Origin of the sequence: Paeniglutamicibacter antarcticus (assembly GCF_039544305.1) — a bacterium.
GTDB lineage: Bacteria > Actinomycetota > Actinomycetes > Actinomycetales > Micrococcaceae > Paeniglutamicibacter > Paeniglutamicibacter antarcticus_C.
This window is the reverse complement of the sequence record NZ_BAABLK010000015.1, coordinates 14,775-41,098: the sequence shown is the minus strand read 5'-3', so window position 1 is coordinate 41,098 and position 26,324 is coordinate 14,775. Positions and strand designations below refer to the sequence as shown.

At 62.9% G+C, this 26,324-nt stretch carries 21 protein-coding genes; 9 read left to right on the top strand and 12 right to left on the bottom strand.

What is annotated here, in order from left to right; translation table 11 throughout:
* Positions 1 to 52: 52 nt before the first annotated feature.
* The 3 genes from ABEA12_RS03960 to ABEA12_RS03950 all read left to right on the top strand — a co-directional run bounded on the left by ABEA12_RS03960 (position 53) and on the right by ABEA12_RS03950 (position 5,732).
* The gene (locus ABEA12_RS03960) at positions 53 to 1,219 is read left to right on the top strand and encodes an exonuclease SbcCD subunit D (RefSeq protein WP_210100451.1); all 1,167 of its coding nucleotides are present in this window, start codon (positions 53 to 55) and stop codon (positions 1,217 to 1,219) included.
* Complete coding sequence (locus tag ABEA12_RS03955) at positions 1,216 to 4,353, top strand: AAA family ATPase (protein ID WP_210100452.1); 3,138 nt, start codon at positions 1,216 to 1,218, stop codon at positions 4,351 to 4,353. Before ABEA12_RS03960 ends, ABEA12_RS03955 begins: the two co-directional genes overlap by 4 nt.
* A 107-nt stretch (positions 4,354 to 4,460) precedes the next feature.
* The gene (locus tag ABEA12_RS03950; protein ID WP_210100453.1) at positions 4,461 to 5,732 is read left to right on the top strand and encodes an MFS transporter; all 1,272 of its coding nucleotides are present in this window, start codon (positions 4,461 to 4,463) and stop codon (positions 5,730 to 5,732) included.
* Positions 5,733 to 6,538: 806 nt separating this feature from the next.
* Here the strand turns inward: ABEA12_RS03950 and ABEA12_RS03945 are convergent.
* The 4 genes from ABEA12_RS03945 to ABEA12_RS03930 all read right to left on the bottom strand — a co-directional run bounded on the left by ABEA12_RS03945 (position 6,539) and on the right by ABEA12_RS03930 (position 10,601).
* A complete protein-coding gene (locus ABEA12_RS03945; protein ID WP_210100454.1) occupies positions 6,539 to 7,078 on the bottom strand; it encodes a Type 1 glutamine amidotransferase-like domain-containing protein in 540 nt (179 codons plus the stop codon).
* Positions 7,079 to 8,609: 1,531 nt separating this feature from the next.
* Positions 8,610 to 9,392, bottom strand: coding sequence for an ion transporter (locus ABEA12_RS03940; protein WP_345466515.1), 783 nt, complete (start codon positions 9,390 to 9,392; stop codon positions 8,610 to 8,612).
* Positions 9,389 to 9,541, bottom strand: coding sequence for a hypothetical protein (locus ABEA12_RS03935; protein ID WP_210100455.1), 153 nt, complete (start codon positions 9,539 to 9,541; stop codon positions 9,389 to 9,391). Before ABEA12_RS03935 ends, ABEA12_RS03940 begins: the two co-directional genes overlap by 4 nt.
* A 343-nt stretch (positions 9,542 to 9,884) precedes the next feature.
* Positions 9,885 to 10,601, bottom strand: a complete 717-nt coding sequence (locus ABEA12_RS03930) for an IclR family transcriptional regulator (protein WP_210100456.1) — start codon at positions 10,599 to 10,601, stop codon at positions 9,885 to 9,887.
* Positions 10,602 to 10,850: 249 nt separating this feature from the next.
* On the opposite strand from ABEA12_RS03930, the gene ABEA12_RS03925 reads away from it, so the two are divergent.
* Both ABEA12_RS03925 and ABEA12_RS03920 read left to right on the top strand, forming a co-directional pair.
* Positions 10,851 to 11,339 carry a flavin reductase family protein gene (locus ABEA12_RS03925; protein WP_210102518.1) on the top strand — a complete coding sequence of 163 codons (489 nt, stop codon included), beginning with the start codon at positions 10,851 to 10,853 and terminating at the stop codon, positions 11,337 to 11,339.
* A 298-nt stretch (positions 11,340 to 11,637) separates the two neighbouring features.
* Positions 11,638 to 13,005: an MFS transporter gene (locus ABEA12_RS03920; RefSeq protein WP_210100457.1), complete on the top strand. Its 1,368-nt coding sequence runs from the start codon at positions 11,638 to 11,640 to the stop codon at positions 13,003 to 13,005.
* A 117-nt stretch (positions 13,006 to 13,122) separates the two neighbouring features.
* On the opposite strand, the gene ABEA12_RS03915 is transcribed toward ABEA12_RS03920, so the two are convergent.
* The gene (locus ABEA12_RS03915) at positions 13,123 to 13,791 is read right to left on the bottom strand and encodes a phosphoribosyltransferase family protein (RefSeq protein WP_210100458.1); all 669 of its coding nucleotides are present in this window, start codon (positions 13,789 to 13,791) and stop codon (positions 13,123 to 13,125) included.
* 103 nt (positions 13,792 to 13,894) lie between these two features.
* On the opposite strand from ABEA12_RS03915, the gene ABEA12_RS03910 reads away from it, so the two are divergent.
* From ABEA12_RS03910 to ABEA12_RS03900, 3 genes are all read left to right on the top strand, one after another.
* Positions 13,895 to 14,347 carry an META domain-containing protein gene (locus tag ABEA12_RS03910; protein WP_210100459.1) on the top strand — a complete coding sequence of 151 codons (453 nt, stop codon included), beginning with the start codon at positions 13,895 to 13,897 and terminating at the stop codon, positions 14,345 to 14,347.
* 152 nt (positions 14,348 to 14,499) lie between these two features.
* Positions 14,500 to 14,976: a DUF1990 domain-containing protein gene (locus tag ABEA12_RS03905; RefSeq protein ID WP_210100460.1), complete on the top strand. Its 477-nt coding sequence runs from the start codon at positions 14,500 to 14,502 to the stop codon at positions 14,974 to 14,976.
* A 265-nt stretch (positions 14,977 to 15,241) separates the two neighbouring features.
* Positions 15,242 to 16,729: an MFS transporter gene (locus ABEA12_RS03900; protein WP_210100461.1), complete on the top strand. Its 1,488-nt coding sequence runs from the start codon at positions 15,242 to 15,244 to the stop codon at positions 16,727 to 16,729.
* Positions 16,730 to 16,745: 16 nt separating this feature from the next.
* Here ABEA12_RS03900 and ABEA12_RS03895 read toward each other — a convergent pair whose 3' ends face one another.
* The 6 genes from ABEA12_RS03895 to ABEA12_RS03870 all read right to left on the bottom strand — a co-directional run bounded on the left by ABEA12_RS03895 (position 16,746) and on the right by ABEA12_RS03870 (position 23,079).
* Positions 16,746 to 17,402 carry a phosphoribosyltransferase gene (locus ABEA12_RS03895; RefSeq protein ID WP_210100462.1) on the bottom strand — a complete coding sequence of 219 codons (657 nt, stop codon included), beginning with the start codon at positions 17,400 to 17,402 and terminating at the stop codon, positions 16,746 to 16,748.
* 308 nt (positions 17,403 to 17,710) lie between these two features.
* Complete coding sequence (locus tag ABEA12_RS03890; protein ID WP_210100463.1) at positions 17,711 to 17,902, bottom strand: hypothetical protein; 192 nt, start codon at positions 17,900 to 17,902, stop codon at positions 17,711 to 17,713.
* A 297-nt stretch (positions 17,903 to 18,199) separates the two neighbouring features.
* Positions 18,200 to 19,294, bottom strand: coding sequence for a 3,4-dihydroxyphenylacetate 2,3-dioxygenase (gene hpaD, locus ABEA12_RS03885; protein WP_210100464.1), 1,095 nt, complete (start codon positions 19,292 to 19,294; stop codon positions 18,200 to 18,202).
* A 44-nt stretch (positions 19,295 to 19,338) separates the two neighbouring features.
* Positions 19,339 to 20,844: a 5-carboxymethyl-2-hydroxymuconate semialdehyde dehydrogenase gene (hpaE, locus tag ABEA12_RS03880; RefSeq protein WP_210100465.1), complete on the bottom strand. Its 1,506-nt coding sequence runs from the start codon at positions 20,842 to 20,844 to the stop codon at positions 19,339 to 19,341.
* A 62-nt stretch (positions 20,845 to 20,906) separates the two neighbouring features.
* Entirely contained in the window at positions 20,907 to 21,566 is a 660-nt protein-coding gene (locus ABEA12_RS03875) for a GntR family transcriptional regulator (RefSeq protein WP_210100466.1), read from the bottom strand.
* A 7-nt stretch (positions 21,567 to 21,573) separates the two neighbouring features.
* A complete protein-coding gene (locus ABEA12_RS03870) occupies positions 21,574 to 23,079 on the bottom strand; it encodes a fumarylacetoacetate hydrolase family protein (RefSeq protein WP_210100467.1) in 1,506 nt (501 codons plus the stop codon).
* 433 nt (positions 23,080 to 23,512) lie between these two features.
* On the opposite strand from ABEA12_RS03870, the gene ABEA12_RS03865 reads away from it, so the two are divergent.
* Complete coding sequence (locus ABEA12_RS03865; protein ID WP_210100468.1) at positions 23,513 to 24,880, top strand: NAD(P)/FAD-dependent oxidoreductase; 1,368 nt, start codon at positions 23,513 to 23,515, stop codon at positions 24,878 to 24,880.
* Between the two features lie 231 nt (positions 24,881 to 25,111).
* Here the strand turns inward: ABEA12_RS03865 and ABEA12_RS03860 are convergent, their stop codons facing one another.
* Positions 25,112 to 26,152, bottom strand: coding sequence for an NAD(P)-dependent alcohol dehydrogenase (locus ABEA12_RS03860; RefSeq protein ID WP_210100469.1), 1,041 nt, complete (start codon positions 26,150 to 26,152; stop codon positions 25,112 to 25,114).
* Between the last annotated feature and the right edge of the window lie 172 nt (positions 26,153 to 26,324).

Here is a 26,324-nt window from a genome sequence, read left to right as displayed (position 1 = left end):
CTGGCAGGACAGGAATACCAACGTGTGGGCGCGGCTGGCTACTGTGGAACCCATGCGTATCTTGCACACCTCCGACTGGCACCTGGGTCGCTCCTTCCACCAGGCCTCGTTGCTTGAGGCCCAACGCGAATTCGTCGACCGGCTGATCGAGACGATCGACGCCGAAAACGTCGATGTGCTGCTGGTGGCGGGCGACGTCTATGACAGGGCGCTGCCCTCGGTGGACGCGGTGGAGCTGTTCGACCAAAGCCTTGCGAGGCTGCTGGCGACCGGGGTGAAGACCGTGATCACCAGCGGGAACCACGATTCGGCGCTGCGCCTGGGCTTCGGCTCCCAGTTGCTTGCCTACGCCGGCTTGCACTTGCGCACGACGCTCACCGACATGGACAAGCCGGTGCTCTTCAGTGGCGACGGGTTCGATGTCGCCGTCTACGGACTGCCGTACCTTGAGCCGCGGATGGTCGCCGAGTCCCTTGGGGTATCGACGCCCGGGCACCCGCCGGTGGTGGCCGCGGCGCTGGAAAGAGTGCGCGAGGACCTGGCGTCGCGGAAGGAAGCCGCGGTGCACCCGGTGCACCCAATCGTGATGGCGCACGTCTTTGCCGCCGGGGGAGCCGGCTCGGATTCGGAACGCGAATTGAGCATCGGCGGGCTGGACATCGTGCCCACCAGCTACTTCGCCGACTTCACCTATGCGGCACTGGGCCACCTGCACGGACGCCAGAAGCTGGCCGGGAACATCCGCTACTCCGGATCGCCGATCCCGTACTCGTTTTCCGAGGCAGGGCATTCCAAGGGTGCCTGGCTGTTGGTGGTGGGACCCGAAGGACTGGAGGAGGTGCGGGGAATCGACTGGCCGGCCTGCAAGGAACTGCGGATCCTCAAGGGCAAGATCGATGACCTGCTCACTGATCCCGGATATGCCTCCGCGGCCGATGCCTGGTGCCAAATCACCCTCACCGACACGCACCGGCCCGCCGGGGCCATGGAGCGGCTGCGGGCCAGGTTCCCCGACACTCTGGTGCTGAACTTCGACCCCGAGGGCCGCGAGACCGATCCCAACCATTCCTATGCCGACCGGCTGGCAGCTGCCAGCTCACCGGTTCAGGTATGTGCGGGATTCGTTGAACACGTGCGTCTTCGCCCGATGAGCGATGCCGAGGAAGAACTCGTTGTTTCGGTGCTGGCCCAGGTACGCAGCGAGAAGGTGCAGGCATGAGGGTCCATTCGCTGTCGCTCCAGGCCTTCGGACCGTTCGCCGTGCGTGCCGAGATCGACTTCGACGCACTGAGCGAGGCAGGGATCTTCCTGCTCAACGGGGAGACGGGCGCGGGGAAGACCAGCGTGTTGGACGGGATCTGCTATGCGCTCTACGGATCCCTCCCCGGGGTGCGCCAGGGTGCCAAGTCGCTGCGCAGCGACCACGCGGCGCCGGGTGTGGAACCCGAGGTCATCTGCGAATTTTCCACCGGTGGCCGGCGGTTCGAGGTCACCAGGTCCCCGGCCTGGGAAAAACCCTCGACGCGCAGTAAGAACGGTTTCACCACCGCAGCCGCCCAAAGCCGTTTGCGCGAACGAGTGGACGGTACCTGGGTGGTCAAATCCACGCGCAACGACGAGGTCGGGCACATCCTCACGGAAATCCTGGGCTTGGACAAGGAACAGTTCACCAAGGTCGCGATGCTGCCCCAGGGTGCCTTCGCCGCATTCCTGCGCGCCAAGGACAAGGACCGCGAGGACCTGCTGCGTTCGCTCTTTGACACCAGTGAATACGCGATGACCGAACGGGTGCTCAGCGAACGGCTGGCCGCAGCCCGCGCCGAGGCCGAGGACGCCGAGCGCGCCCGCGCCACCACGCTTGAACAACTCGTGGCCGATGCACAAACCACGCTCTTGGACACCGCGCAGGATGAAACCGATGTTACCGAACCGTCTGAGGCAGGCTTGCCGCCTGGTGTGCGCGAGCCCCTGGAATCCGCAGACGACGAAGCGCTCGGTACCGTGCTGCGTGAACGCGTCCAGCAGAACCGCAGCGGGTTGGCCGTGGAACGCCAGAGCGCAGAGGCGGCGCTGAACACCGCACGTGAGCTAAGTGCCGCGCTAGGAGAGCGTGCGACCCGGCACCGGCAACTGGCCGAACTGGCCGCCCTGCGCACGAGCCACGAGGCACGCGCGATACAAATCGCCGAGCTCGGGGCACTGCTGGAAGACGACGCCCGCGCCGTCGGCTTGCGGCCTTACCACCAGCAACTCCTCGAGGCCCAACGCAAGGCGGATAGCGCACGCCACCGAACTTTCGCCGCGATATCCGCGGTGGACACCGGGGAAGCGCTCGAGGTGTTGGCCGCCCAAGACGCAGGTATCTCCTCATTGCTGGAGCAAGCAGGAAGCGAGCACCCGGACCCGGAGGGCCTTGAATCCCTCATCAACCATGCGGGCAAGGCGGAGAAGGCCGCCCGCGCCGCCGCCGCGCTCATCGAGGCTGCGTTGCCCGAGGAAGCCGAACTCAAGCAGATGCGCGTGGACATACAGGAGCTTGTGGTCGGAATTGAAGCCGGAGAGGCAGAACACGTCGAACGCGCAGCGCGCATCGATCAGATCGCCGCCTCCCTGCCGGGCCTGCGCACCAGGAACCAGGAACTTGCCTCTCTTGCCGAATCGGCTTCAAGCCTCGGATCCGCAGTAGCCACCGCCACCGAACGCCGCGATGCGGTGCTTGCCCGCAGCAAGGCGGAAACGGTCCAGCTTGCTGCACACCGTGCGTGGAACCAGGCGCGCACCGCAACGCTGTCGGGGCGCCAAGAAGTGGCAGCATTGATCGCCTTAAGGCTGGAACAGTCGGCCGCGGCACTGGGCCAGGAATTGGTCGACGGGGAACCGTGCCTTGTCTGCGGATCCACCGCCCACCCGGACCCCGCCACATTGCCGGAAGGCGAATTCGTCGGAGCCGCTGACATCGAGGCCGCCCAAAACAAGGTGGCAGCAGCCGAGAAGGCAGAGGAAAAAAAGAGCTCCGCGCTGAAAAAAGCCGACCAGGCACTGGATGGCAGCCGCGGAAAGATCGGCGAGCTCTCGGCCGAAGACGCGGCGGCCGAGCTGAAAGCCGCGATCGAAGCCCACTCCAAGGCACTGGCCTCGGGCAGCGAAGCCACGGCGGCACAACAAGCGGTCCTTGGAGCGGAAACCGAACTTGAGGCACTAAAAACCAAACAGGCCAGGAGCGCCACGGATCTCCAGGTCGCTGCCGCCCGGCAGAAGGCGGAGGAAGCCCGGGCCGTGAAGCTCGAAGCCCGTTTGGCCAAGCTGGGCAAGGACGGCCAAACCCTCGCCGAACGCCATGGCATCCTTGACGCGGCCTCCACCTGCCTGGAAACGCTGTCGTCCACCGCGCGGGCACGCATGGATGCGGACGCCGGACTGGAAGCGGCCAACACACTGTGGGCCGGGAAACTGGAAGCCCTTGGCGTCGCCGATACCGCTGGATGGCGGGAAATGATGCTCGAAGACGCCCGGCGAACCAACGAGCAGCAGCGCGTGCGCGGACACAACGACGAAGCGGTGCGCATCAAGACCCTGGCCGAGGCGCCGGGCATTGAACTGGCACGGACCGAAGCCAACGAAGGTATCTCGGCTCCCGATGAAGCCGAACACGAAGAAGCCCGCTTCCAGGTCGAAGCGGCAGCAGCCGTGCGTGACGGGTTCCTCAGCCGTGACGCTGTGCTGAGCAGCTACGCCACTCGTCTGGAAACCGCACTTGCACGGCTCCAGGTCCTGGCGCGGGAATCGGGACCGGTGCTTGAACGCTATGGAATGCTGAAGGGCATTGCGGAGTTGGCCCGCGGTGCGGGGGAGAACCGGTTGAAGATGACGCTGAGCACCTACGTTCTGGCCGCCCGGCTAGAATCGGTGGCGCTGGCCGCCACCGAACGCCTGCTGGCGATGACCGGCCAGCGCTATTCCCTGCTCCACGACGACACCCCGCGAGGGAACAACAAATCGGGCCTGGGGTTGCAGGTCTTTGACTCCTGGACCAGTGCGCGGCGAGATACCCAGACGCTGTCGGGTGGCGAATCGTTCATGGCCTCGCTGGCACTGGCCCTGGGACTGGCCGATGTCATCGCGCACCAATCCGGGGGCATCGACATCGAGACGCTCTTCGTGGATGAGGGGTTCGGCTCGCTGGATGCCGAGACCCTCGAGGAAGTCATGGATGCGCTGGAGAACCTGCGCAGCGGAGGCCGGGTCATCGGGGTGGTCTCGCACGTGGCGGACATGAAGCAACGCATCGCCACTCAGCTCAACGTGCACAAGTCACGCACGGGTTCCACCGTCTCGATGTGTATCGGGGTGTGACCTGTTTCCTTGCGGGCCTCGGATAGACTGTTCGATGTTTGTCAAGGGTTTTGTGTAGCGGGAGGCAGGGACGCTACACGCATGTATGCGGAGTACCCAAGAACATCATGATCAACACCGTTTCCCGAAAGCGCGCGGCCAAGGCCTCGCCCTATGCCGTCCTCCCGCCACTGGTCGGCTGGGCATTTTTCCCGCTGGGATTCTTTGCCCGCCTGCCCCTGGCGATGCTCACCATCGGCTCCATGACGCTGCTGATCGACTCGACCGGATCCTATGCCGCCGGCGGCTTGGCCGCCGCAATGGTCGGAGTCGGCTCCGCAGTCGGCGGACCAACCATCGGTTACCTCACCGACCGGCTGGGCCAGCGCCGCGTGCTGATCCCAGTTGCCGTGCTGCAGTCGATCCTGATCACCGCGCTGCTGTGGTTCGGTGGCGCCGGACCACTGGCGCCGCTAGGCACCATCGTTCTCTTGGCGATCCTCGCCGGGGCCACCGGCCCGCAGGTGGGACCGCTGGCGCGCGTGCGCTGGATGGCGCTGACCCGCAAGCGTGAAAACGGCGGCAAGGAACTCTCCGCGGCGCTGAGCTACGAATCAATGGTCGACGAACTCGGCTTTGTGCTTGGCCCCGCAGCGGTTGGTTTGTTCGCCTCGCTGCTGGCACCATGGCTTCCGCTGGCGATCGCCGCGGTGCTCACCGTGGTCCTTGTTCCTCTCTTCGCCTTGCATCCCACCGAAAAGGCAGTCGTCCCGGCCGTGAAGAGCGCCGTGAAGATCAAGCTGACGCGCTACCAGGCCACGGGAATTTCCTTCGCCGTCACCGGCATGATCGGCATGGGCACCTTCTTCGGCTCGAGCGCGGCTGGAACATTGGCCTTCGCTGGGGAGCTGGGCAACGCCAACATCGGTGGGTTGCTTTATGCCGCGGTCGGGCTTACCTCGTCGATCGCTGCGTTGTCCGTCGCTTTCTGGCCCAGCGGATGGCCGCAATCCAGCCGTTGGCTCGCCGCAGCGATCTTCATGGTTCCCGCGGCACTCGCGCTGCAGCTGCCCGGCACCCTGCTGCCGATGATCATCGCGTTGTTGCTCGTGGGACTTCCCGTGGGCCCCATCTTGGTCACGATCTTCACCCTCGGCGGGGAAATCGCCCCGCCGGCACGTCTCTCCACGGTGATGACGCTACTGTCATCTGGCATCGTGGTGGGAACGGCGATCGGCAACTCACTGGCGGGGCTGCTTGCGGATTCCCACGGATACTCCGGTGCCTATGCCGTGGCGGCTGGAGCCGCAGGACTGCTCTTGGTATCCGGAATCGCCATGGCCGTCTTGCGCCTTCGAGCGCGGCGAAAGATGCTTGAAGGCCACGGACCACGCGTCTAGCCTCGCTTTACCATTGGGTGCCGGCGGATGGCTGACTTCGTGATTTTGCGCGAACGTAGTCCAGCCTTGATCTCAGCACGCGGAGTGGCCATGACCGTCGAATAGACACCGGGTTCCGTTTGCCGGGAGCCAGATTCATATTCTCGAGGGGCCTGAAGCTGGATGGGTGTTTTAGGCTGGGAGCTGCCTGGAACAAAGACGGCAAGCCACTCGGTCTCGCTCGGATGACTTCCGACGATGCAACAAGCTGTTATCCCCAAGACATTCTGGTTCATCCAGGTGTTCACGAACAGGGATGGAGCGCCCCCTCTTCAAACAGGTAAGAGCGAGATTTCACCATGTACGACAGACGGTGCCCATCACGGTTGACCAATCGCAGCAACGTGCTTTCCACCCGTCTTTGGTACCTATCGAAAGATCTGATTTCGGCATCCCACCGGTGTGCGTCTTCGCTGGATTTTGGTAGCTTCGGGTCGATCCAACGCCAAGTCCTGTGCCGTTCGAGGAGAGATCAGTGATGTGCGGACAGACCGATTATGGAACGTTCCTTGGCTGCCTTTCTATGAAAGTGCTTCCAGCCATTCCGTGAGGCAACCGTTGATGGCCCGGCCATCTCCCGCAATCCGAGGCTCGTAGGTTCGTGGCCCGTGACGAAGTCAGCCGACCGGCCGTGTAATGCGGTAGTTGGACCGAATTTCCTCAGTTGGTGGCAGGGGATGCAACCCGCCGCACCTGGTTACCGATGACGAGCAGGCCCTCGCCGTCGGCTAGCAGCGTCAACCCTGGCCTTCTCCCGAGGCCACGAGCTACCTCAGCGATAATCTCCGGTGGATAGGCGGAAGCAGACCATCTGCATGGGGCAGGATCACTGCGTCCACGAGTCCGAGTCCACTGTAGTCCTCGAGGGAAACCCCTTTGGTAGGGCCGTCGAGGGCAATCGCCGGGTCAATGCTTGTACCCATGATGATCGCGCCCGCGCTGACACCGATGTAGGGCAACCCCGCTCGAACCCGATCAGCCAGGATCGCATCGGTCTCCGTGTGACGTAGAACATCCAGAAGATGGTCGGCCATGCCGCCGGCGACGTAGATGGCGTCCACACCGTCAAGAACAGTGGATAGATCATCAACGGTGACGTCGCCAATCGTCACAGGAACGAGGGTGTGGCCCAGATCCTGGAATTGGGCGCGTTCCCGCTTCGCAAAGGGTTCGTCTTCAAGGGGCTGGGCAGCATCATCAACATAGGCGATACTCGTGGCGGCCCTGGCCGCAGCCTCCATCCCATCCAAGAATTTTGGAACAGCACCGACAAAACGAGACAAACGCAGCATCTTCATGTCACCCATCGTGAGGGAGCCTCCGACAGTCGGTGGGCACGGACGTTCACCATTTGTGGGACTACTTCCGGGTGGGGTTTTCGGACCGGTTCAAGGTTCCGGAGGCCGAACGCAAAGCGGAATGGCTACCGCGGACTAAGCATCTTTGACAACTTGCCCAACCACTTTGGGGCTGAACGCGCGGCCCGCGCGTGTACAGCGATATCGATTGTTCGGTTGTGAGTAACCGGACGGATAGGCACCGGAAGACTTAGGTTTCCAATCTTCGATGAAATAGGTTTGCCCGCTATTGATGAGCAGATCTCTTTTCGGGCTGGTTCGTCGTCAATGAAGTAGGCTCCGACGCGCGACCAAGGCTCAGAAACCGGATCAGTCCGCACGAATAATTCTTGAAAGAAGCATGACTCCACTTCATCCCAGATGTTCGTTACAAGCCATGCGTTCTTACCATCGCTGTACAACTCAAGATCGCCAAGGCGTTGCACCGTCTGACTTCTCCAATCGTGTTGGGGACTGATTGGCAGGCTACATGATTGCAGTATAAATGCGCTTCAAAAGCCTTGGCCGTGAACAGGATTCCAGCCTCACCGGGGATAGCGACGATCAGGTCTAGCCGTCAGTCGAATCCTTGAAGCTCATCGGAGTCATTTGAACCGTGCATTAGCGGAACTGCTGCCCTCGATAAAGGCGAATCCCTCCCAAAAGACAGCGGTTTCAGATATCTTCACATCCTTCCGTATGCCGGTCGGCAGATAGGTCCGTTGAACGCAAAATGGTGAATTCGGGACTTACCTCGAGTGATGCTCGATAGAATAACCCCGTGCGGACGAGCCAGAGGTGGGAAACATGAGTGGCCGGCCAGTCTTAAGCTTCGCGTGGCCACTATGAAAAGGTAAGGCTCAGCGCTCCTGAACGGCAAACGAGAGATGGCTAGTCGCGCGGAACGGCCGGTGGCACAGCTGCCTTGGTTCGTTTTTGGCTATCGGGTCGTCTCCGTCTTTCTTCATCGGCTACCTGCTCGCTGACTTCATGGGCGATGAGTTCCTATGGGGCCAGAAGATGCTTTGGACAATATTGGCAGTTTGTGGTCTCCTACAGGCCACGCGCAACTGGCGTTTGTAGTGGGATCGAAAAAATTCGGGAGACCGGCAGACCTTCTGAACTTCCCGGCGGGAACAGGCCAAGGCCGATTTGGGATCCATCTGCAGGAACTTCTGGGCGTGCGCCATTGCAACCACTCAGGCTGCTGCCATTTGAGCAGGCGATGGCACAGATCTAGAAAACCGCCCGGCACATCGACTCGGCTTTCATGACAGGGACGTATTGCGAGCGCCATGGTTTTCTTCACAGTCGCGATGGAGTGGCTGGCTTCAATGGCGACGTCGGAAGTCTATAGTCGCTTACCTTGCATGGGGAGCAGTCCAGCGCAGATCGAAAATGATCGCGGGCGCCACCGTTTTCAGTTTCGGATTCTATGCGATTTGGTCCGCGAGAGGACCGACCACCGCACTCGGGACCCGAGGTTCACCGCAAACACAGCCTATTCCTGTCCGCCGGTGTGCTTGGGCGCTGAATGCTCACTGCGGGGAGGTTCGCTTGCCGAGGTGGAGGCTTCTGGTGGAGTTGCGGATATCGCCTCTGGCTGTTCCTTCTGCAGGAAGAACGCACCGAAGGATCCTGCCAGGGTCGCGAAGACCGCGACGGAGTAGACGGCAAGCAGCACCTGCAGGATCCGGGAGAACGGGTCCGTGGGCGTGAGTCCTTGGCCGGTGATCGTGGCCATGGCAGCCTCGAAGAGGGCATCGGCATATTGCTCGTGCGAGCCCGTCGCATACAGTAGTTGGCTCGAAGCCAGGATGACGACGGCGGTCACGGCGATCAGCCAGCCGATGCGGCTCGAGAGCAGCCGCCCCGCCGATCGGGAGCCACGGACGCCGGCCGAGACTATGCCGCCGAACCGGGCAAACCGTGCCAAGCGCACCAAGCGAAGAGCTTGCAGGGCCCGGAAAAACCGAAGGAAGGGGACAAGCAGGAAAACGATCTGCCACCAGTTCTTCTTCCAGAACTGTTTGCGAAACCGTGCGATATAGGCGCGCAGCAAGAACTCCCCGACGAAGATCGCCCAGAAGATCCATCCGGTGATGGTCAGGGCGAGCGTCATGCCGGGCTCGGTGGCCAGGACCTGGCCGAGCACTACGAAGAGGAAGATGATGCCAAGGATCCCCATTGGCCTGTCGAGTTGCCTCGCGAGGAGTTCCGCAGCCCCCAGCCTTTCCTCGTCGCTGGGCGTGTCCAGGGTGGGATCCTTCCGATGTTCAGTCATTGTCCGTATCCCTTGCGGTGGTCGAAGATGTCCCCGAGCGTGGGGCCGCTCACCTGCATGATGGTCGACAGCACCGAGAACAGTGCTGCAGGTGAAGCGGAGTCGACAGTAAGGACGCGTTGGGTCTCAGGCCTTAAGCCAAACCACATGGTTTGTTCCTTCCACCTGTGGGGGAACCCGCTGGCGCGAGCGACGGTCCCGGACGAACGGGGGTCCATTCGACAGTATCGTTTGCGGATGCACGCGACCACCCTTCGGTGGCCTCCCAGGTCTCTTCGTCCGTGCACGGTTTCAGTCTCACGGTTTGGAAGGCCGCCCCCGTGCTCGGCATGATGTCGTGGACGGGGACCATATAGGGACTCGGTTTCCGGACTTCCTCCGGCTTCGTCCGTGAAGGGATGCCTGGGTCCAGCTTGTTCTCCCATGGGTGGCCGGTCGGGAGAAGGCCACCACTTCGGGCAGTGGGCAGCCCTCTACCTGGCGGGGGCGGCACTAGCCCAGTTCGGCCTCGATCGCACGGGCAGCGGCACATAGCCGTGCTCCGATTGCTGAGATCTCGTTGGTGCTGGACCCGGTGCTGTAAACCACGGCCACCGCTGCTGGCAGTTGCCCCGGTACGTTGATGGGCGCTGCAACCGAGGAGAGCCCGGGGATGACCTCGTCCAAGCTCGTTGCATAGCCCAAGCCGCGGGCCTCGATGGCGTTTTTCCGGTAGGGGGTCTCCTGGTCCGAGGCATTCCACTGCGACTCGGTGAGCGTGGATTGCATGGCAATCCCCGGAGCCCCATGGCCGAAGGGGTGCCGTGTTCCGGGGCGCTGCACCACTGCCGCATGCACGTGGCGCGGCTCGACCGTGACCAGCGTGGTGCAGTCGGGCTGGTCCCAGACGGCGATGAATGCGCACATCCCCAGTTCGTTGGCGAGTGTTGTCAGTTCCGGCAGCGCGGCGCTCTGCAGGTCACGTTGAACGCCGCGGGCAAGTACCGCAAGGCCGGGTGCACCGTGCACGCGGCCGGAATCGTCGCGGATGACGAGCCTGTGTGATTCCAGGGTGCGCAGGATCCGGTATGCGATCGAACGGTGCACACCCAGATCGGTGGCAAGCTCGGCAATGGTCCTGGGCCCCTCGGCCTCCGCGAGGATCTCGAGCATCCGGATGCCGCGGGAGAGGGTCTGGGATGCCGGGGCGGGGGCACTTGCGGCAGTCATGGGACGGGAGTCATCCTTAGGTGGGTTTCTGCTGAAATGCACCGCCTGCCCATGGGGGTTGTGGGCCAACCAGCGCTGGGCTATGGTGCAATTACAGTTCTCTATAAGAACCGTATGTTCGATATTAGAACAATTCTTCGTCAAATGCGAGGATGCAAGTACGGGGATCGGATGGAGGGGTTCACCATGGGAATCCCGCACAGCGTCGCTGGTGACACCGCTGCAGACGAAGCGGCTCCTTCGCGAAAGATGGATGCCTCAACATTGCCACATTTCCGTGGCAGTCTCGGGCGTTTCGCCACCGGAGTCGCCATCGTGACCTTCGACGGAGTCACCCGTCGCCACGGGATCACCGTCAATTCCTTCACCTCGGTATCGATGGAGCCGCCACTGGTGCTGGTGTCCATCTCACGTGCGACCAGGGCGCACGACGAGCTCGCAGACAGGCCGTTCACCGTGAATATCCTGGGTGCTGAACAGAAGGACCTGGCCTTGCACTTTGCCGGACGTCCCTCCCGGGAGCCGGTTTGGGTCGAGGGGGACACCGCTCCACGCCTGGCCGGGGTCCTAGCCTATTTCTCTTGCACTCCTTGGGCTGCTTACGACGGGGGTGACCATACGCTGTACCTGGGCCAGGTCCAGGACTTCAACTATCGACAAGGCGACGCGCTAGCTTTCGCCAACTCGGCCTTCACCATTATTCCCGGAAGCCAGCTGGGCGTCGAGGAATTGCTCTAGCGGATTCCTGCGTGCTTTCCGCCCGTCCACGAAAGCCTGGGTTCAATGGCTTTCCGGGCCTCCGGGGATCTTCGTGAGCCTGGCTTCCTCGGTGAGGCCGGTTCCCCCGAATGCCAATATCCCCTGCTCAGTGTGCCAAACGCGGGAATTGTCCTTGGAAATACGCCAGTAAACATGAAATTTCGCGATGGCGTGAGTGAACTCACGATTGTGGGTTACGATGGTCACAGCACTTTACCGTCCGAACGGTCGGTCACACTCTCAAACCGCGCCAAGCGCCCAACGTTGGAGTTCGTCCATGGCACCCTCACTGGCTATAAAGAAAAAACGCTCCGAGGAACGTCGAGTCCTTGCCGGCACTTTGGTCGGCACCACTATCGAGTGGTACGACTTCTTTATCTTCGCCCAACTAACAGCAACCTTGCTGACCCCGTTGTTCCTCAAGCCACTGAGCGAGTCGAACCCGGGGCTGGGCCAGATCCTGGCATTTGCCATGATCGGCATTTCCTTCCTCTTCCGCCCGTTGGGCGCCATCGTAGCAGGCCACTTGGGGGACAAGTACGGCCGCAAGCGCATCCTGGTGGCCACCTTGATCATGATGGGCATTGCCACGGCGTTGATCGGTGTGCTGCCGACCTACGCACAGATCGGCATCGCAGCCCCGTTGCTGCTCGTGCTGCTGCGCATCATCCAGGGCTTCTCCGCCGGTGGCGAATGGGGCGGCGCGGCCCTGATGGCCGTTGAACACGCTCCGGAAAAAAAGCGTGGCTACTTCGGTGCCTACCCGCAGATCGGTGTCCCGATCGGCATGATCTTGGCCACCGGGCTGCTCTACATCCTGCGCACCTCGATGACCCCGGAACAGTTCATGAGCTGGGGCTGGCGGATCCCGTTCCTGCTCTCGGTCGTACTGATCGTCGTTGGCTACCTGATCCGCAAGGCCGTGGAGGAATCCCCGATTTTCAAGCAGCTGGCGTTGCGCAAGTCCTCGGAGCACACCCCGCTGAAGCAGCTCTTCCAGACCAACACCAAGGAAGTCATCCAGGCAGCCTTGATCTTCGTCTCCAACAATGCCGCCGGCTACCTGGTGATCGCGTTCTTCATTTCCTACACCACCAAGGTGCTGGACATGCCGCTGGCGCCGGTTTTGCTGGCCACCACTATTGGTGCGGTCGGTTGGTTGATCTTCACCCTGGTCGGCGGCTGGCTCTCGGACATCATCGGGCGACGGGCCACCTTCGTCATCGGCTACGGCATCGTCTTCGTCTGGATGATCCCGATGTTCATGCTCATCGACACCGGCAGCGTTTTCCTCTACGGACTGTCGGTGTTCATCCTGACCACCGGCCTGGGCCTGTCCTACGGTCCGCAGTCGGCAATGTACGCAGAGATGTTCCCGGCGCACATCCGTTACTCGGGCATCTCCATCGGCTACGCAATGGGTGCAATCCTCGGTGGGGCCTTCGCCGCCACCATTGCCCAGGTGCTGCTGGAGAAGACCGGCGAGTCCATCTCCATCGCCATCTACATCATGGTCATGACGATCATCTCGGTCGCCGCCGTGCTCTGGGTCGGAGAGACCAAGGGCAGGAACCTGCACGTCGAGGACACCGATCCCGAGCTGCAGGCAGCGCACGATGAACTGCACCGCGAGAAGAACTCCTAGGACCAAACCTCGGGGCGTCTTCACGCACCAACGACAAGGGCCGATCGGTTCCTGTTCCCTTCATGGGGGCAGGAGCCGATCGGCCCTTGTTTTGTCTGTTCTTGGCGCTTTGGCCGGCTACAGGTGGGGGATCAGCGCAATGATCTCGGAGTCCGACACCGAGTCGAAGCGCGAGTAAAAGGCACTGACGGAGTGAAACACCCGGGGATTGATGGCACAGACGAACTCATCGACCAGGGGCTCGACTTCCCAACGGGCAAACTTGGGGGCAACCGGAACAGCGGCCACGATGCGCCCGGCACCGGCCTGGCGCATCAACTCCACCGCCGCTGCCATCGAGGCACCGCTGGCCATCCCGTCATCGCACAGGATCACCGTGCGGCCGGCAACGGGCAGCACGGCCTCGCCGACGATGCTGGTGCGCATCTTCTCGAGATCTGCCCTTGCACCGACCTCGACTGCGTCCAGGTCCTCCTTGTTGAAACGCAGCTGCGCGGAGGACCAGATGTCCTTGATGTATTTCAGTGACGTGTGCTCCCCATAGGCTGCCATCGCGGCGAAGGCGATCTGGGTACGTTCTGGCATGACCAAGCGACGAACCGCCAAGGCATCGACGTCGACTCCAAGCTCCAAAGCGATCTGGGCGGCAACCGGCACACCACCTCGCAACAGGCCCAGCACCAGCACGTTGGGGTCCTTGGCATACTGCTGCAGGTCTTCGGCCAGGAATTTTCCTGCTGAAGTGCGATCGTCAAAACGGTCGGGAGCGATATGTTCGGATGTCATGTCTTCCAGTGTGCACCCCCGCGCGCCCCGGCGAGGCACAAGCCACGATCCAGCGGTCCCTTTGCAGGCCAAAAGGCGATTGTTGCGTATTAGCATGGGGAGCATGAAACGACTATCAGCCCTGTTCCTTGTACCGGCATTCGCTTTGGCGTTGTCGGCCTGCAGTGGTGGCCAAGACAGCCCCGAGCCCAGCGCCACGCAAACACCGAGTCCCTCGGCCACCGCGTCCACGCCGGATCCGAGCCAGGCGCCGGCCTCCGAAACCGACGTCGTCGGGCAGTGGGGCGGGGCAACCGATGACTCCCCGGTTCTCTGGTTCAACGCCTCGGGAACGTTTACCGGAAACGACGGATGCAATTCGCTCTTGGGGGGCTGGGAACAAACCGGCCAACAGATCGAGCTGAAGAACGTGACCATGACGCTGATCGCCTGCGTGGGCGTTGACGACTGGATTTCCAAGACCACCACGGTGCAGGTCGAGGGCGATAACCTGCTGCTGACCAACAAGGCCGGCGATGAACTCGGCACTCTGCCCCGCACCAAGGTGGCCGGTTAGCCCACCCACTTCCAAGCGCAGGCCCAGCACCTTGGGAATCCCGGGCGGTACCCGGTGGGTGCCCGAGTCGGACCGCATGATGCCGGCGGTGCCCAGGGACCCGCGCCAAAGATTTCGACTCCGATCGACCGTGAATATGTGAGGAATGCAAAATGACCAGTCCGGATCTTGGCCATTGGCCTGTGAAGAACGGCAAGTACCGGCAATCGGAAGTTTCATCCTTCATTGGCAGCGGTGATGCGTTTTGGGAACGCGTCACCGCGGACGTGCTGAGGTGGAAGGTGAAAACCGCGAGCGGGTTCGAAGTCGATCCCGCCGGGCCGGTGAAGCCGGGGGAAGAATTGGAAGTCACCGCGCGCATGCTCGGGTTGAAGATCATCGAGCCCGTGAAGGTCCTTACAGTGATCCAGGAGACCAGACGGGTCGGCTTCTCCTACTGCACATTGCCCGGGCACCCCGTCGATGGCGAAGAGGCATTTGTTATTGACCGCCGCGGTGAAGATGTCCACCTCACCATTCGTTCGCTCACCCGTGCAGCACCCCAGCAACCATGGAGGGTCCTTTTTCCCGCACTCTTAGTGGTTCAGCGAATCGTCCGTCGACGATACCTTCGTGCCCTTCGCCAGTGACGTCATCGGCGTGTGTCCCCGTTGACGCCTCGATCCCCGGTGCCAAACAGCTGGGTGGCAACACGGAGAAGGCGATGGCCGTGCATCGGTTCAACGAATCCCGCACTGGCATCAACGCGGAGACCATGTCTCCTTGTCACTCGCGTGCACAGTAGGGACCCCCGGGCTCGGTCTCGGGCAGCGAAGCGCATTGTGACGTGTTGCTTTGCTGTCAAGACGGGTTGCGCGTATGAATGATGGGGGAGACGAGAAAAGGGAGCAAGCTATGCAGGACAAGGATCCGGAGACAGCGCACTACGTTCCGGATCCCGCGCGCTGGCGCATCCTGGCTGTCCTGCTGGTAACCATGTTCATGTCGCTGATCGGCGTGAGCATCGTCAACGTCGTACTCCCCTCGATCCAATCCGGGCTCGGCGCCACGCAATCCGATATTCAGTGGGTGCTCTCGGGCTACGCATTGACCTTCGGCGTGGTGCTGGTGGCCGCCGGCCGTGCCGGGGACGTCTTTGGCCGGGGGGCACTGTTCATCCTGGGTGTTGTTGTCTTCACCCTTTCCTCGGTTGCCGCAGGCATGGCGCCGGATCCGCTGTGGCTGAACATCGCAAGGTTCGTCCAAGGCGTGGGCTCTGGCCTGATCAATCCACAAGTGCTGGGGATGATCCAGCACTACTTCCGGGGCAAGGAACGTGGTCGCGCCTATGGCGCGATGGGCACCATGGTCGGGTTCTCGGTTGCGATCGGACCCTTGCTTGGCGGCTTGCTCATTTTCCTGCTGGGTCCCGAGACCGGTTGGCGCTCGACCTTCCTGGTCAACGTCCCGGTAGGTGCACTGGCCATCATCCTGGCCCTGCGCTGGTTCCCCAGACCGCTCTTCGCCCGGGTGCCGCGCCTGGACACGGGGCCGGCACCGACTCCGGGCCGACGCACCAAGCGCGGCACGGACCTTGACCCGGTCGGCAGCGCGCTGCTGGGCGTGGGCGTGCTGGCGCTTCTGCTGCCGTTCGTCCAAGGACGTGAGAACGCCTGGGTGTGGTGGTTGCTGCCCGGTGGGCTGGCGGTGATCCTGGGCTGGATCCGCTGGGAGAAGAACTATGCCGCCCGGGGCAGGTCCCCGATGGTTGACCTCGGGCTGTTCAGGATCGGATCCTTCACCATGGGGACCTTGATTGCCGGGCTGTACTTCGTGGGGGTCACCAGTGTGTGGGTGCTGACGGCCATCTATGTCCAGGACGGACAGGGCTTCAGCGCGTTGCAGGCCGGTTTCATCGGATTCCCGGCGGCGCTCTGTGCCGCAACAAGTTCGCACCTGGCCGGGATGCGGGTGATGGAATACGGGCGCAAGATCGTGATCTTCGGGATCTTGAGCGCACTCTTCGGCCTGGTCGCGAGCATCGCCGTGATCAAGTTGCATGCCGACGGGCATATCGGGTTGTGGTGGCTGCTGCTGAGCCTGTCGTTCGTGGGCATCGCCCAGGGCGCGATCATCGCACCGAACCAGGCACTGACAATGCTCGAGGTCCCGCCCGAGGAATCCGGAAGCGCCGGGGGAGTGATGCAGACCTCCCAGCGCATCGGCACGGCGGTGGGGATCGCCATGATGACCGCCATTTTCTTCGCAACCCTGCGTGCCACGGCCTGGGACACGGCAATGATCGTGGGGCTGGCTTCGATTGCCGGGATCGTGCTGCTCACGCTCTTCGTGGCGCTCGCTGACCAGCGGCGCCGGACCCGTGAGACGGCGGCATCGAGGTAAAACCTGTTACCTCCGCTCAGCTCCGGCGCAGCATCAACTCAATGCCTGCCTCGTCGACCTGGGAGAAGTCCTCGTAGTGGCCTCCGACATTGGCGAAATCCCGGGGTGAACGCAGAATGATCGTTACGCTGGCGCCCTGCATCGAGTCGGAGAGGCCCCGCGGGGCCACAGGGACAGCGACAATGATCTGCGCCGCCTGGCAACGTGAGAGGACATCGAGCGCCGCATGCATCGTTGCCCCCGTGGCCAGGCCGTCATCGCACAGCACCACGGTGCGTCCGGCCACCTCTGGTGCGAAGTCGGCGAAGCGTGCGGCAAGGCGCTCGAGCTGGGCATCGGCGTTCACCTCGACTTCCTCGAGCTCCGCGGCGGGCCCTGAATCCAACGCGTGGCGGTACACCGAGGGCACCAGATACCGTCCGGTGTGCCAATGGTAGGACGCGATGGCACCGAACGCCAGTTCCTTTTGGTGCGGGACGCCTAGCTTGCGCACGGCCAACGCCCCAAGCTCGGCACCCAAGTGGTTGGCCAGTGCGGCAGCGACGGGGACACCTCCGCGCAGCAGTCCCAAGACCACGGCATCGGTCCCCACGCCGTGGGTCTCCAAGGCCTCGCCAAGCATCTGGCCGGCCTGCCCCCGGTCACGGAATTTCGAAGCTGTATGCCTGCTCATGTCTCCAGTGTGCTTGAGTTCCTCGCCGGGGTGAATAGCAAGGCCTCGCCGTTCGCTGCGGGCAAGAGGCGCACGGAACGTCATTTCCCTGTTTGCCGCTGCCGATGTAATCCGGGGGACTCGGGCATGGGCATCCCGGGGATGTCCAACGGCCGTAATTCAAAGACATGTCCATGGAGCCGCTGTTGCGGAAACCGAAGCAGGCTGCACCAGGGGATTCCGCGTGGGTAAGCTGCCTATTTGCCTCGATGCCACTGCGCCGCAATGACGGTGTTCCCGTCAGGGGGAGGACCCTCAGCGGGATTCCATTACGGGCGCCCGCGAAAACCCCTGCCCGCATCGATGTTCCTGCGTGCTTCACGCAGGGCGCGAGCAACCTCGGGATTCTGGTTCTCGATGTCGTTCGCCTTCTTGTCCTTGGTCCGGAACAACCCAAGCAAGAATGGCAGCCCGCACAGAATACAGATACCCGCAATGATCAAAATGGACAGAAGATCCATCGAAAATTCCTCCTTGGTTCACGAGACGGTTGGGAACACGTCGATCTGCCGGCCATGCGGTTTACCTCCGAGGGTATATTGCCTTCGAAGAATTGGGAGCGGCAATCAGCTATCCCAGTGCTCGATGTCCGCTTCAGGGCTGCTCGGGGGCGCGCCCGGGGTCACGGAGCATCCTTCAGGGACGCCCGATTACTTGGGCCAATGCCCGGAACGCAAAAGGGCAGGTGCCCAGCCGGACATCAGTGACTGATGATCGGCTGGGCACCTGCCCCTGGAGCCGGTGAGGGCTGGAACGTCCTAGAGCTGGTGGCCCAGCTTGAAGCCCTTGGCGTCCTCGCCCCCGGCGTCCGGGCGCGTGTAGGAGAAGCCGTCGGCTCCCACGGTCACTGCCATCTCCGAGGAATCGGTGCGCTCGATGACTTCCTGAGGGTTGCCGTCAAGGTCCAGTACCAGCGAGGCCTCGGTGTACCAGGACGGAACAACCGGGTTGCCCCACCAGTCGCGGCGCTGGTTGTCGTGCACGTCCCAGGTGATGACCGGGTTGTCCGGATCCCCGGTGTAGTAGTCCTGGGTGTAGATCTCGATGCGGTGGTCATCTGGATCCAGGATGTAGAGGTAGAACGCGTTGGAGACGCCGTGGCGTCCGGGGCCGCGCTCGATGCGGTCGGACATGCGCAGTGCGCCCATCTTGTCGCAGATCTGGATGATGTTGTGTTTCTCGTGGGTGGAGAAGGCGACGTGGTGCAGGCGCGGGCCGTTGCCGCCGGTCAGGGCGGTATCGTGGACGGTACCCTTGCGTTGCATCCAAGCAGCGTAGGTGACGCCCTTGTCGTCTTGGATGTCCTCGGTGACGACGAAGCCCAGGTCCTCAAGGTAGGCGCGACCGCGCGGGACATCCGGGGTGACCTGGTTGAAGTGGTCAAGACGGACCAGTTCTCCGGCCGAATAGATGTCGTAGCGCTGGTGAAGGCGCTCGACGTGGGTGGTCTCGAAGAAGAACTCGTAGGGGAAGCCCAACGGATCCTCGACGCGTACCGAGTCGCCGATGCCCTTGACGAAACCTTCGGTGCGGCGTTCGGTGCGGCAGCCAAGTTCCTTGTAGTAGGCCTCGGCGGCATCCACGTCGTCGTTGGACCGCACACGGAAGGCCATGGCCTTCAACGCGGCGACCGGACCCTTGGTCAGAACCAGGTTGTGGTGGATGAACTCCTCGAAGGAGCGCAGGTAGATCTGCGTCTCATCTTCCTGCGTGACGTGAAGTCCCAGGACGTCGACGTAGAACTTGCGCGAGGCGGCCAGGTCGGTGACGACCAGCTCGGCGTAGGCGCAACGCAGGATGTCCGGTGCGTTGACCGAGGGTGTGGGGATGGGATTGGTGTTTGGATTCGACATGATTCGCTCCTTCGCGAAAAATCTGGAAAAGGGGAGGGGGAAGACTAGGCGCCGAACTTGGGGGTGTGGACTTCACCAAGGGTGATGTGCACTGCCTGCTGGTCGGTGTAGAAGTCGATCGAGCGGTAGCCACCCTCGTGGCCAAGGCCCGAGGCCTTCACGCCGCCAAAGGGGGAGCGCAGGTCGCGAACGTTGTGGCTGTTGAGCCAGACCATGCCGGCTTCGACGTCCTGGGCGAAGTTGTGCGCGCGCTTCAAATCGTTGGTCCACACGTAGGCCGCCAGCCCGTACCGGGTGTTGTTGGCCAGCTCGAGCGCCTCGGCGTCGGTGTCGAATGGGGTGATCGCCACGACGGGGCCGAAGATCTCTTCCTGGAAGATGCGTGCTTCCGGGGCGACATCCACGAACACGGTCGGGGAGACGTAGGAACCGTTTTCCTGGCCATCTGGCAGGTTCTCCGGGCGTCCGCCACCGGCAACGAGGCGGGCCTCGGACTTGCCGATTTCCACGTAGCTCATGACCTTGTCGTAGTGCTCGGGGTGGACCAGTGCGCCGACCTCGGTGGCCGGATCGTGCGGGTCCCCGACCTTGATGTTCTTCGCACGCGCCGCATAGGCCGTAACGAACTTCTCGTAGATCGGGCGTTCGACAAGGATGCGCGAGCCGGCGGTGCAACGCTCGCCGTTGAGCGAGAAGACACCGAAGAGGGTGGAATCGATGGCTGCATCGAAGTCGGCGTCGGCGAAGACGATCGCCGGGGACTTGCCGCCGAGTTCCATGGACATGCCCTTGAGGTGCTCCGCGCAGTTGCGGAAGATCAGCTGGCCGGTGGAGGATTCGCCGGTGAAGGAGATCAGCGGGACATCGGGGTGCTTGACCAGCGCGTCGCCGGCTTCCTCGCCGATGCCGTTAACCAGGTTGAAGACCCCGTCGGGCAGGCCGGCTTCCTTGAAGATGCTGGCCCACAGGGAGGCCGAGAGCGGGGTGAACTCGGCCGGCTTGAGCACCACGGTGCAACCCGAGGCGATCGAGGGGGCAAGCTTCCAGGACTCGAGCATGAACGGGGTGTTCCAGGGGGTGATCAACCCGGCAACGCCGATCGGCTTGCGGTTGACGTAGTTCAGCTGCGAGCCGGGGACCTGGAAGGCATTGTCGTGCTGGGCGACGATCAAGTCGGCGAAGAAGCGGAAGTTCTCCGCGGCGCGCTGTGCCTGGCCGCGGGCCTGGGTGATCGGCAGGCCGGTGTCGAAGGTTTCCATCTCGGCCAGTCGGTCTTCCTGGGCCACGACGGCGTCGGCGATCTTGTAGAGCACCTTGGCTCGGGCACGCGGGCTCATCGTGGGCCAGGGGCCGTTGTTGAAGGCCTCGGTGGCAGCGGCGACGGCGGCGTCGATGTCTGCCTTCTGGCCCGCGGCGGCGGTGGTGTAGGTCGTGTTGGTCACCGGGTCCAGGACATCGAAGGTTTCCCCGCCGATGGAATCGACGAACTTTCCGCCGATGTAGTGCTGGATGCTGGTGGGCAGGTTCTCTGGAACGAAGTGCTTGCTCATTTACTGGCTCCTTGTGGGGATGGAAAAAACTGTTTGTGAGAAGTCTAGGTGCAGCTAGGTGGCTACAGCGGGGAGGCCGGGAGATTGGCAGCCGCGAGGTAGGCGTTCAGCGTGTTGGTGCGGTGGGCCCTGGCTGCCTGCTCTATCGTCGCGGCGGGGGACTTGGCCTCGATTAGATCCAGCAGCCGGGCGTGCTCGGCCACCGATTCCCGTGCGCGGCCCGGGATGTGGGTGAAGGAGGATGAACGCATCACGGCCATCCGGTTCCAGCCGCGATGTACGAGCTCCAGGATGTGCGGGTTGGGGCAATTTTGGTAGAGCACTGCATGGAACTCGTTGTTCAGTTCGGTGAAGCGCGAGGCATCGAAGTCGACTAGCAGATCGGACATGATCCGGTTGATTGACCGGGCCGCGGTGAGCTGGTCGGAGTTGATGAACGGGGCGCTCAGTGCGGTCGCGGCACCCTCGATGATCGCCAGTGTCTGCATGGTGTGCAGGTACAAGGTGGTGTCGGAGGCCGCCACCGTGGCACCGACGTTGCGTTCGAAGGTGACAAGGCCCTCGGCCTCCAGCCTGCGGATGGCCTCGCGCACCGGGACCACCGAGCACCCGAGCTCCGCGGCGATGGTGCCAAGCACCAGCCGGTAGCCGGAGCTGAATGTTCCGTCGGTGATCCGCTCATGCAGCAGCGTGTAGGCTGCCTCTGATTTGCTGGGGGCCAAGGGGTGCCTAGATTTCCGGTTCGCCGTCGGCGACCCACTGGTTGTACTTGGCCTTCCAGTCCGCGTTCATCGGGAACAGCCCCTCGATCTTGTTGCCGTTCTTGATGTTGCAGAACACGAAGGTGTCTTGGCGTTCGGATTCCACGACCTCGTCGGCGATTTCCGCTGCCAGGTGCGGCGGGATGACCAGGATGCCGTCGGCGTCGGCGATGACGATGTCACCGGGCACCACGGTGGTGCCGCCGCAGCCAACCGCCACGTCGTAGTCCCACGGCACGTGCTTGCGCCCCAGGACCGCCGGGTGCGCGCCGTTGTGGAAGGTGGGGATGTCCAGTGCCGCGACGGCGTCGAGGTCGCGGACCCCGCCGTCGGTGATGATGGCCGCTGCACCGCGCACCTGGGTGCGCATGGCCAGGATGTCGCCCAGGGTGCCCGAGCCCTTTTCGCCGCGGGCTTCCATGACCAGGATCTCGCCCGGGACGATGGAATCCATCACGCGCTTCTGGGCGTTGTAGCCGCCGCCGTGGGATTTGAAGAGGTCCTCGCGGTTCGGGACGTAGCGCAGCGTGCGGGCGGTGCCAATCACCTTGGTCATTCCCTTGGTGGCCTGCAGGCCGTCGACCGAGACGTTGTTCAGTCCGCGCTTGCGCAACGCACCGGAGATGGTGGCGGTGGCCACCGACATCAGCTTGGCCTTGACATCATCGGTGAGTGCTTCCTTGCCGGTGATCGCGGTCTCGACACCGGCCTTGGCGGCGGTGCCGAAGGCGTCGATGCGATCCGCGTCGGCGATCTTGGGCTGGTTGCCGAAGGCTGCGAAGGACTCGGTTCCCTCAACCACGGTGGTGCCCAGGCGTCCGGTGGACAGGCCCGCGGCTTCGTCGTCGACCTGGACCTCAACGAGATCGCCCGGGACGATGACCGAGGAACCGGCGGGGGTGCCGGTGAGGATCACGTCCCCTGCCTTCAACGTCATCTGCTGGGAGAGGTCTGCGACGATCTGCGCGAAGGAGAAGATCAGTTCGGCGGTGCTGGCGTCCTGGGCCAACTCTCCGTTGACCCAGGTGCGGATGCGCAGCGCTGCGGGGTCCACCGAAGCCGCCGGCAGCAGTGCCGGGCCCATCGGGGTGTAGCCGTCACCGGACTTGGAGCGGATGTTGCTGCCCTTGTCTGCGTACTTCATGTCGTACACGCCCAGGTCGTTGGAGGCGGTGACGGAGCCGACGTAGGCCCAGGCGTCTTCGACCGAGACCCGGCGGGCATCTGCGCCGATGACCAGGGCGATCTCGCCTTCGAAGGCCAACAGCTCGGTGCCGGCGGGGCGCTCGACGGGCGAACCGGAGACTGCCAGCGAGGAGGAGGCCTTCATGAAGTAGGAAGGGAATGCGGGGGTGCGGCCGCGCTGTGCGGCCCGCGAGGAGTATGAGAGGTGTACAGCAAGAACCTTGCCGGCCTTGTCGAATGTTGACTGGTCGACCTGGACCAATGCGATGGTTGATGCGTCGTTGCCCACGGATTCCTCCTGTTGTGTATGAAATCGTATATGATCCAGTGTGACCGTGATCTCCGGACATGTCAAGGGGTCGCGTTGGTTCATGAGAGAAACTCCAGGCAACCGGATCCGTTGCACCCGCCGGGGCCCCCGGCGTCGGCGAGGGATGGATGGTGCGAGACCGCAATGCTACGACCGCGTTGTTGGTTTCGGACCTCCGTGCGCCGTTCCGCCAGAAGATCTGCTTCAGCTCGGCGATCACGGAGCCAGCATACGGTTGCCGGTGCCGTGGTCATTTCGTCGGACTGGGTGTTCCATTCGGCACGGGGGCCGACTCGGCGAATTACGCGGGCAATACCCACCCATGCCCCTATGCATGCCCGCTGAACACCACCTACTATGGACCCCGTAGCATTCTTGGCACGGACCTGCATGTGGGAGAGGGACAAATACCATGGGAAAAAGCTCTGAAGAAGACCAGAAATCCGCCGATGTGCGAAGGGTCAAGGAACACGATGTGGTGATTGTCGGGGCCGGTTTCGCCGGTGTGGCTGCGGCCAAAAGCCTCGGGAAGGCGGGCGTTGATGTGCTCCTGCTCGATCAGAACAGCTACCACCAGTTCCAGCCGCTCTTGTATCAGGTGGCCACATCCCAGATTGCCGTCTCCACGGTGGCCCGTCCCTTGCGATCGATCCTCCGCCGCGAGCGGGAACACGTGAGCATCAGGGCAGCGCGGGTCGAATCCATCGACGCATCCAAGAAGACCGTCACAACCTCTGACGGGATCCATTACCGGGGACGTATCCTGGTGGTCGCTTCAGGGGCCGAACCCAACTTCTTCAACACCCCCGGCGCCGAGGAACACGCCTACCCGTTGTACTCGATTGATGACGCAACCAGGCTGTCCTCCGCGCTCCTCGGGGCACTGGAACGGGCTTCGGCCACACGCGATGCGTCAAACGAACAAGCGAAGCTGGCCGTTGCAGTCGTCGGTGCCGGTCCCAATGGCGTCGAGACCGCCGGAGCCATCGCGGAGAACATCAGGGACGTGGTCGCCAAGTACCACTCGGAGCAGTTCGCCGCCGATTCGTGCGAAGTCCATCTTGTCGACATGGTGGATACCGTGCTGCCGCCGTTTTCCAAGGCGTCGCAGAAATACACCCGCACACAACTGGAGAAGCTCGGTGTCAAGGTGCATCTGGGCAGCGCCGTGTCTTCCGTTTCCAAGACGGGTATCAAGCTGGCGGACGATACAAGGATTCCTGCCGGAATCGTCATCTGGGCCGGCGGGCTGAAAGCTTCGCACCTGCTGGGACCCGCCGGGTTTACCACCGGTCGCGGCGGGCGGGTGGACGTGAATCCGGATTTGACGGTACCGGGCTTCCCCGGGGTCTACGTCCTTGGGGACACCGCCAATATCGTTGATGCCAAGGGCAGGGCGCTGCCACAGCTGGGCTCGGTAGCCAAGCAGTCCGGGAACTGGGCGGCAAAGAACATCCAGGCCGAACTTTCCGGAGGGACCCGTACCGACTTTGGGTTCGTTGACATGGGGTACATGGCTATGATCGGCCGCGGAAAGTCCGTTGCCGAACTCTCTACCCGTAGATACCAGTTACAGGGCCCCTTGGCGTTCCTGGCGTGGCTGGGCGTCCACGTCATGCTGCTCTCGGGCTGGCAGCAAAAAATCGGTGCCGTCGTCTCATGGTTCCGGGACTACTTCACTTCAAGCCGGCCACAGGTTGTGGTCCACCGGCCAGATGTGTATGAGCAGGCCAGGCACCAAGGCCCAACCACCGCTATCGGTGAATCCAGTGGAGACTGACGGGCTGAGTAGGCGTGAGGACTCACGCCGGCTCTGGCGAAGCCGGCCGGCCAGCTCCGCCGGAATGTGGCGTTCGAGGACGGGGCACCTACCCAACACCGTTATTGCCCGGGGGTCGCGGATGGTGCTGCCGCTTCATTGCTGACCAGCCGCGCGGTACATGTCTCAGGCGGGAAACCCGACAAGGTTTCCCGCCGGGATCACAGGATTCCGGAGACGCCCGGGCGTCACTTAGGAGTGGGGGACGATGACCCCGCGCCCGCTGATCTTCCCTGCGTGCAAGCGTTCGTAGGCCTTGGGCCCCTCATCGAGGCTGTAGGTTTCTACCTCGACGTTGATGGCACCGCCGCGGGCAAGTTCCAGTACCTCGAGGAGCTCCGAACGCGAACCCCAGTAAGGTGACCGAACCGTGACGTCGTTCGCCATGATTCCGTATCCCACCGCGAGGGCTCCGCCGCCAATGCCAACGATGGTCACATCGCCTTCGATTGCCGCGATGGATCCAGCCAGCTCGACGGTTGGCTGTGCACCGACGAAGTCGAAGACTGCGTCCGCGCCGAGCCCGTTGGTGATCTCCTTGATGCTGGCAGCGGCATTTTTGTCGGAGAGCAGGGCTTGGTGCGCCCCGACTTTCCTGGCCAGATCCAGCTTCTCGTCGTTGACATCCAGGGCGATGACGTAGGCAGCGGAAAGCGCGCGCAGGATCTGGATCCCAACATGCCCCAGTCCGCCGGCACCGATGACAACAGCCGTGCTCCCGGCACCGAGCTTGGGCAGTGAAGCCTTGATCGCAGCGTATGGAGTCAACCCCGCATCGGTGAGCGACACGTTCTTCACCGGGTCGAGATCGCCCAGCGGCACCAGGTGCCGCGGGTCGTTGACAATCATGTATTCAGCCATTGCGCCCGGAGCCCCGAGGCCGGGAGGGCGGATCCCCTCGTCCTTGGCCCGCGTGCAGTAGTTTTCCTTGCCCTGGGCACATTTGATGCATCGACCGCAACCCCATGGGCCATAGACGGCCACCGAATCGCCGATGGAGATACCTTCCACTCCGTCGCCCAGCGCTTCCACGGTGCCTGCTCCCTCGTGGCCCAGGGTGAGGGGCAGCGGGAAGGTCAGCTGTTCCTTTTTCAACCCCATGACAAATTCATCCGAGTGGCACATGCCCGAGGCAGTGACCTTGAGCAGTACTTGGCCGGGGCCGACTTGGGGATCATCGATCTCCACAACCTCGGGACGCCCGCCGACACTGCGATATTGAATCGCTTTCATGATTCCTCACTTTCGATCGGAACCATCAGTCTATCGACGTGGTCCACGTACATCAACGATCGATGCGACTTGTTGAACAGCAGCCAGAGCGCTGGCCGAACCGGTCCGCGCGTGTTTGAAAACGACGCCCAATGCTTCAGGCTTCCCGGCCACCGCCAAAGAGTCCGCGACC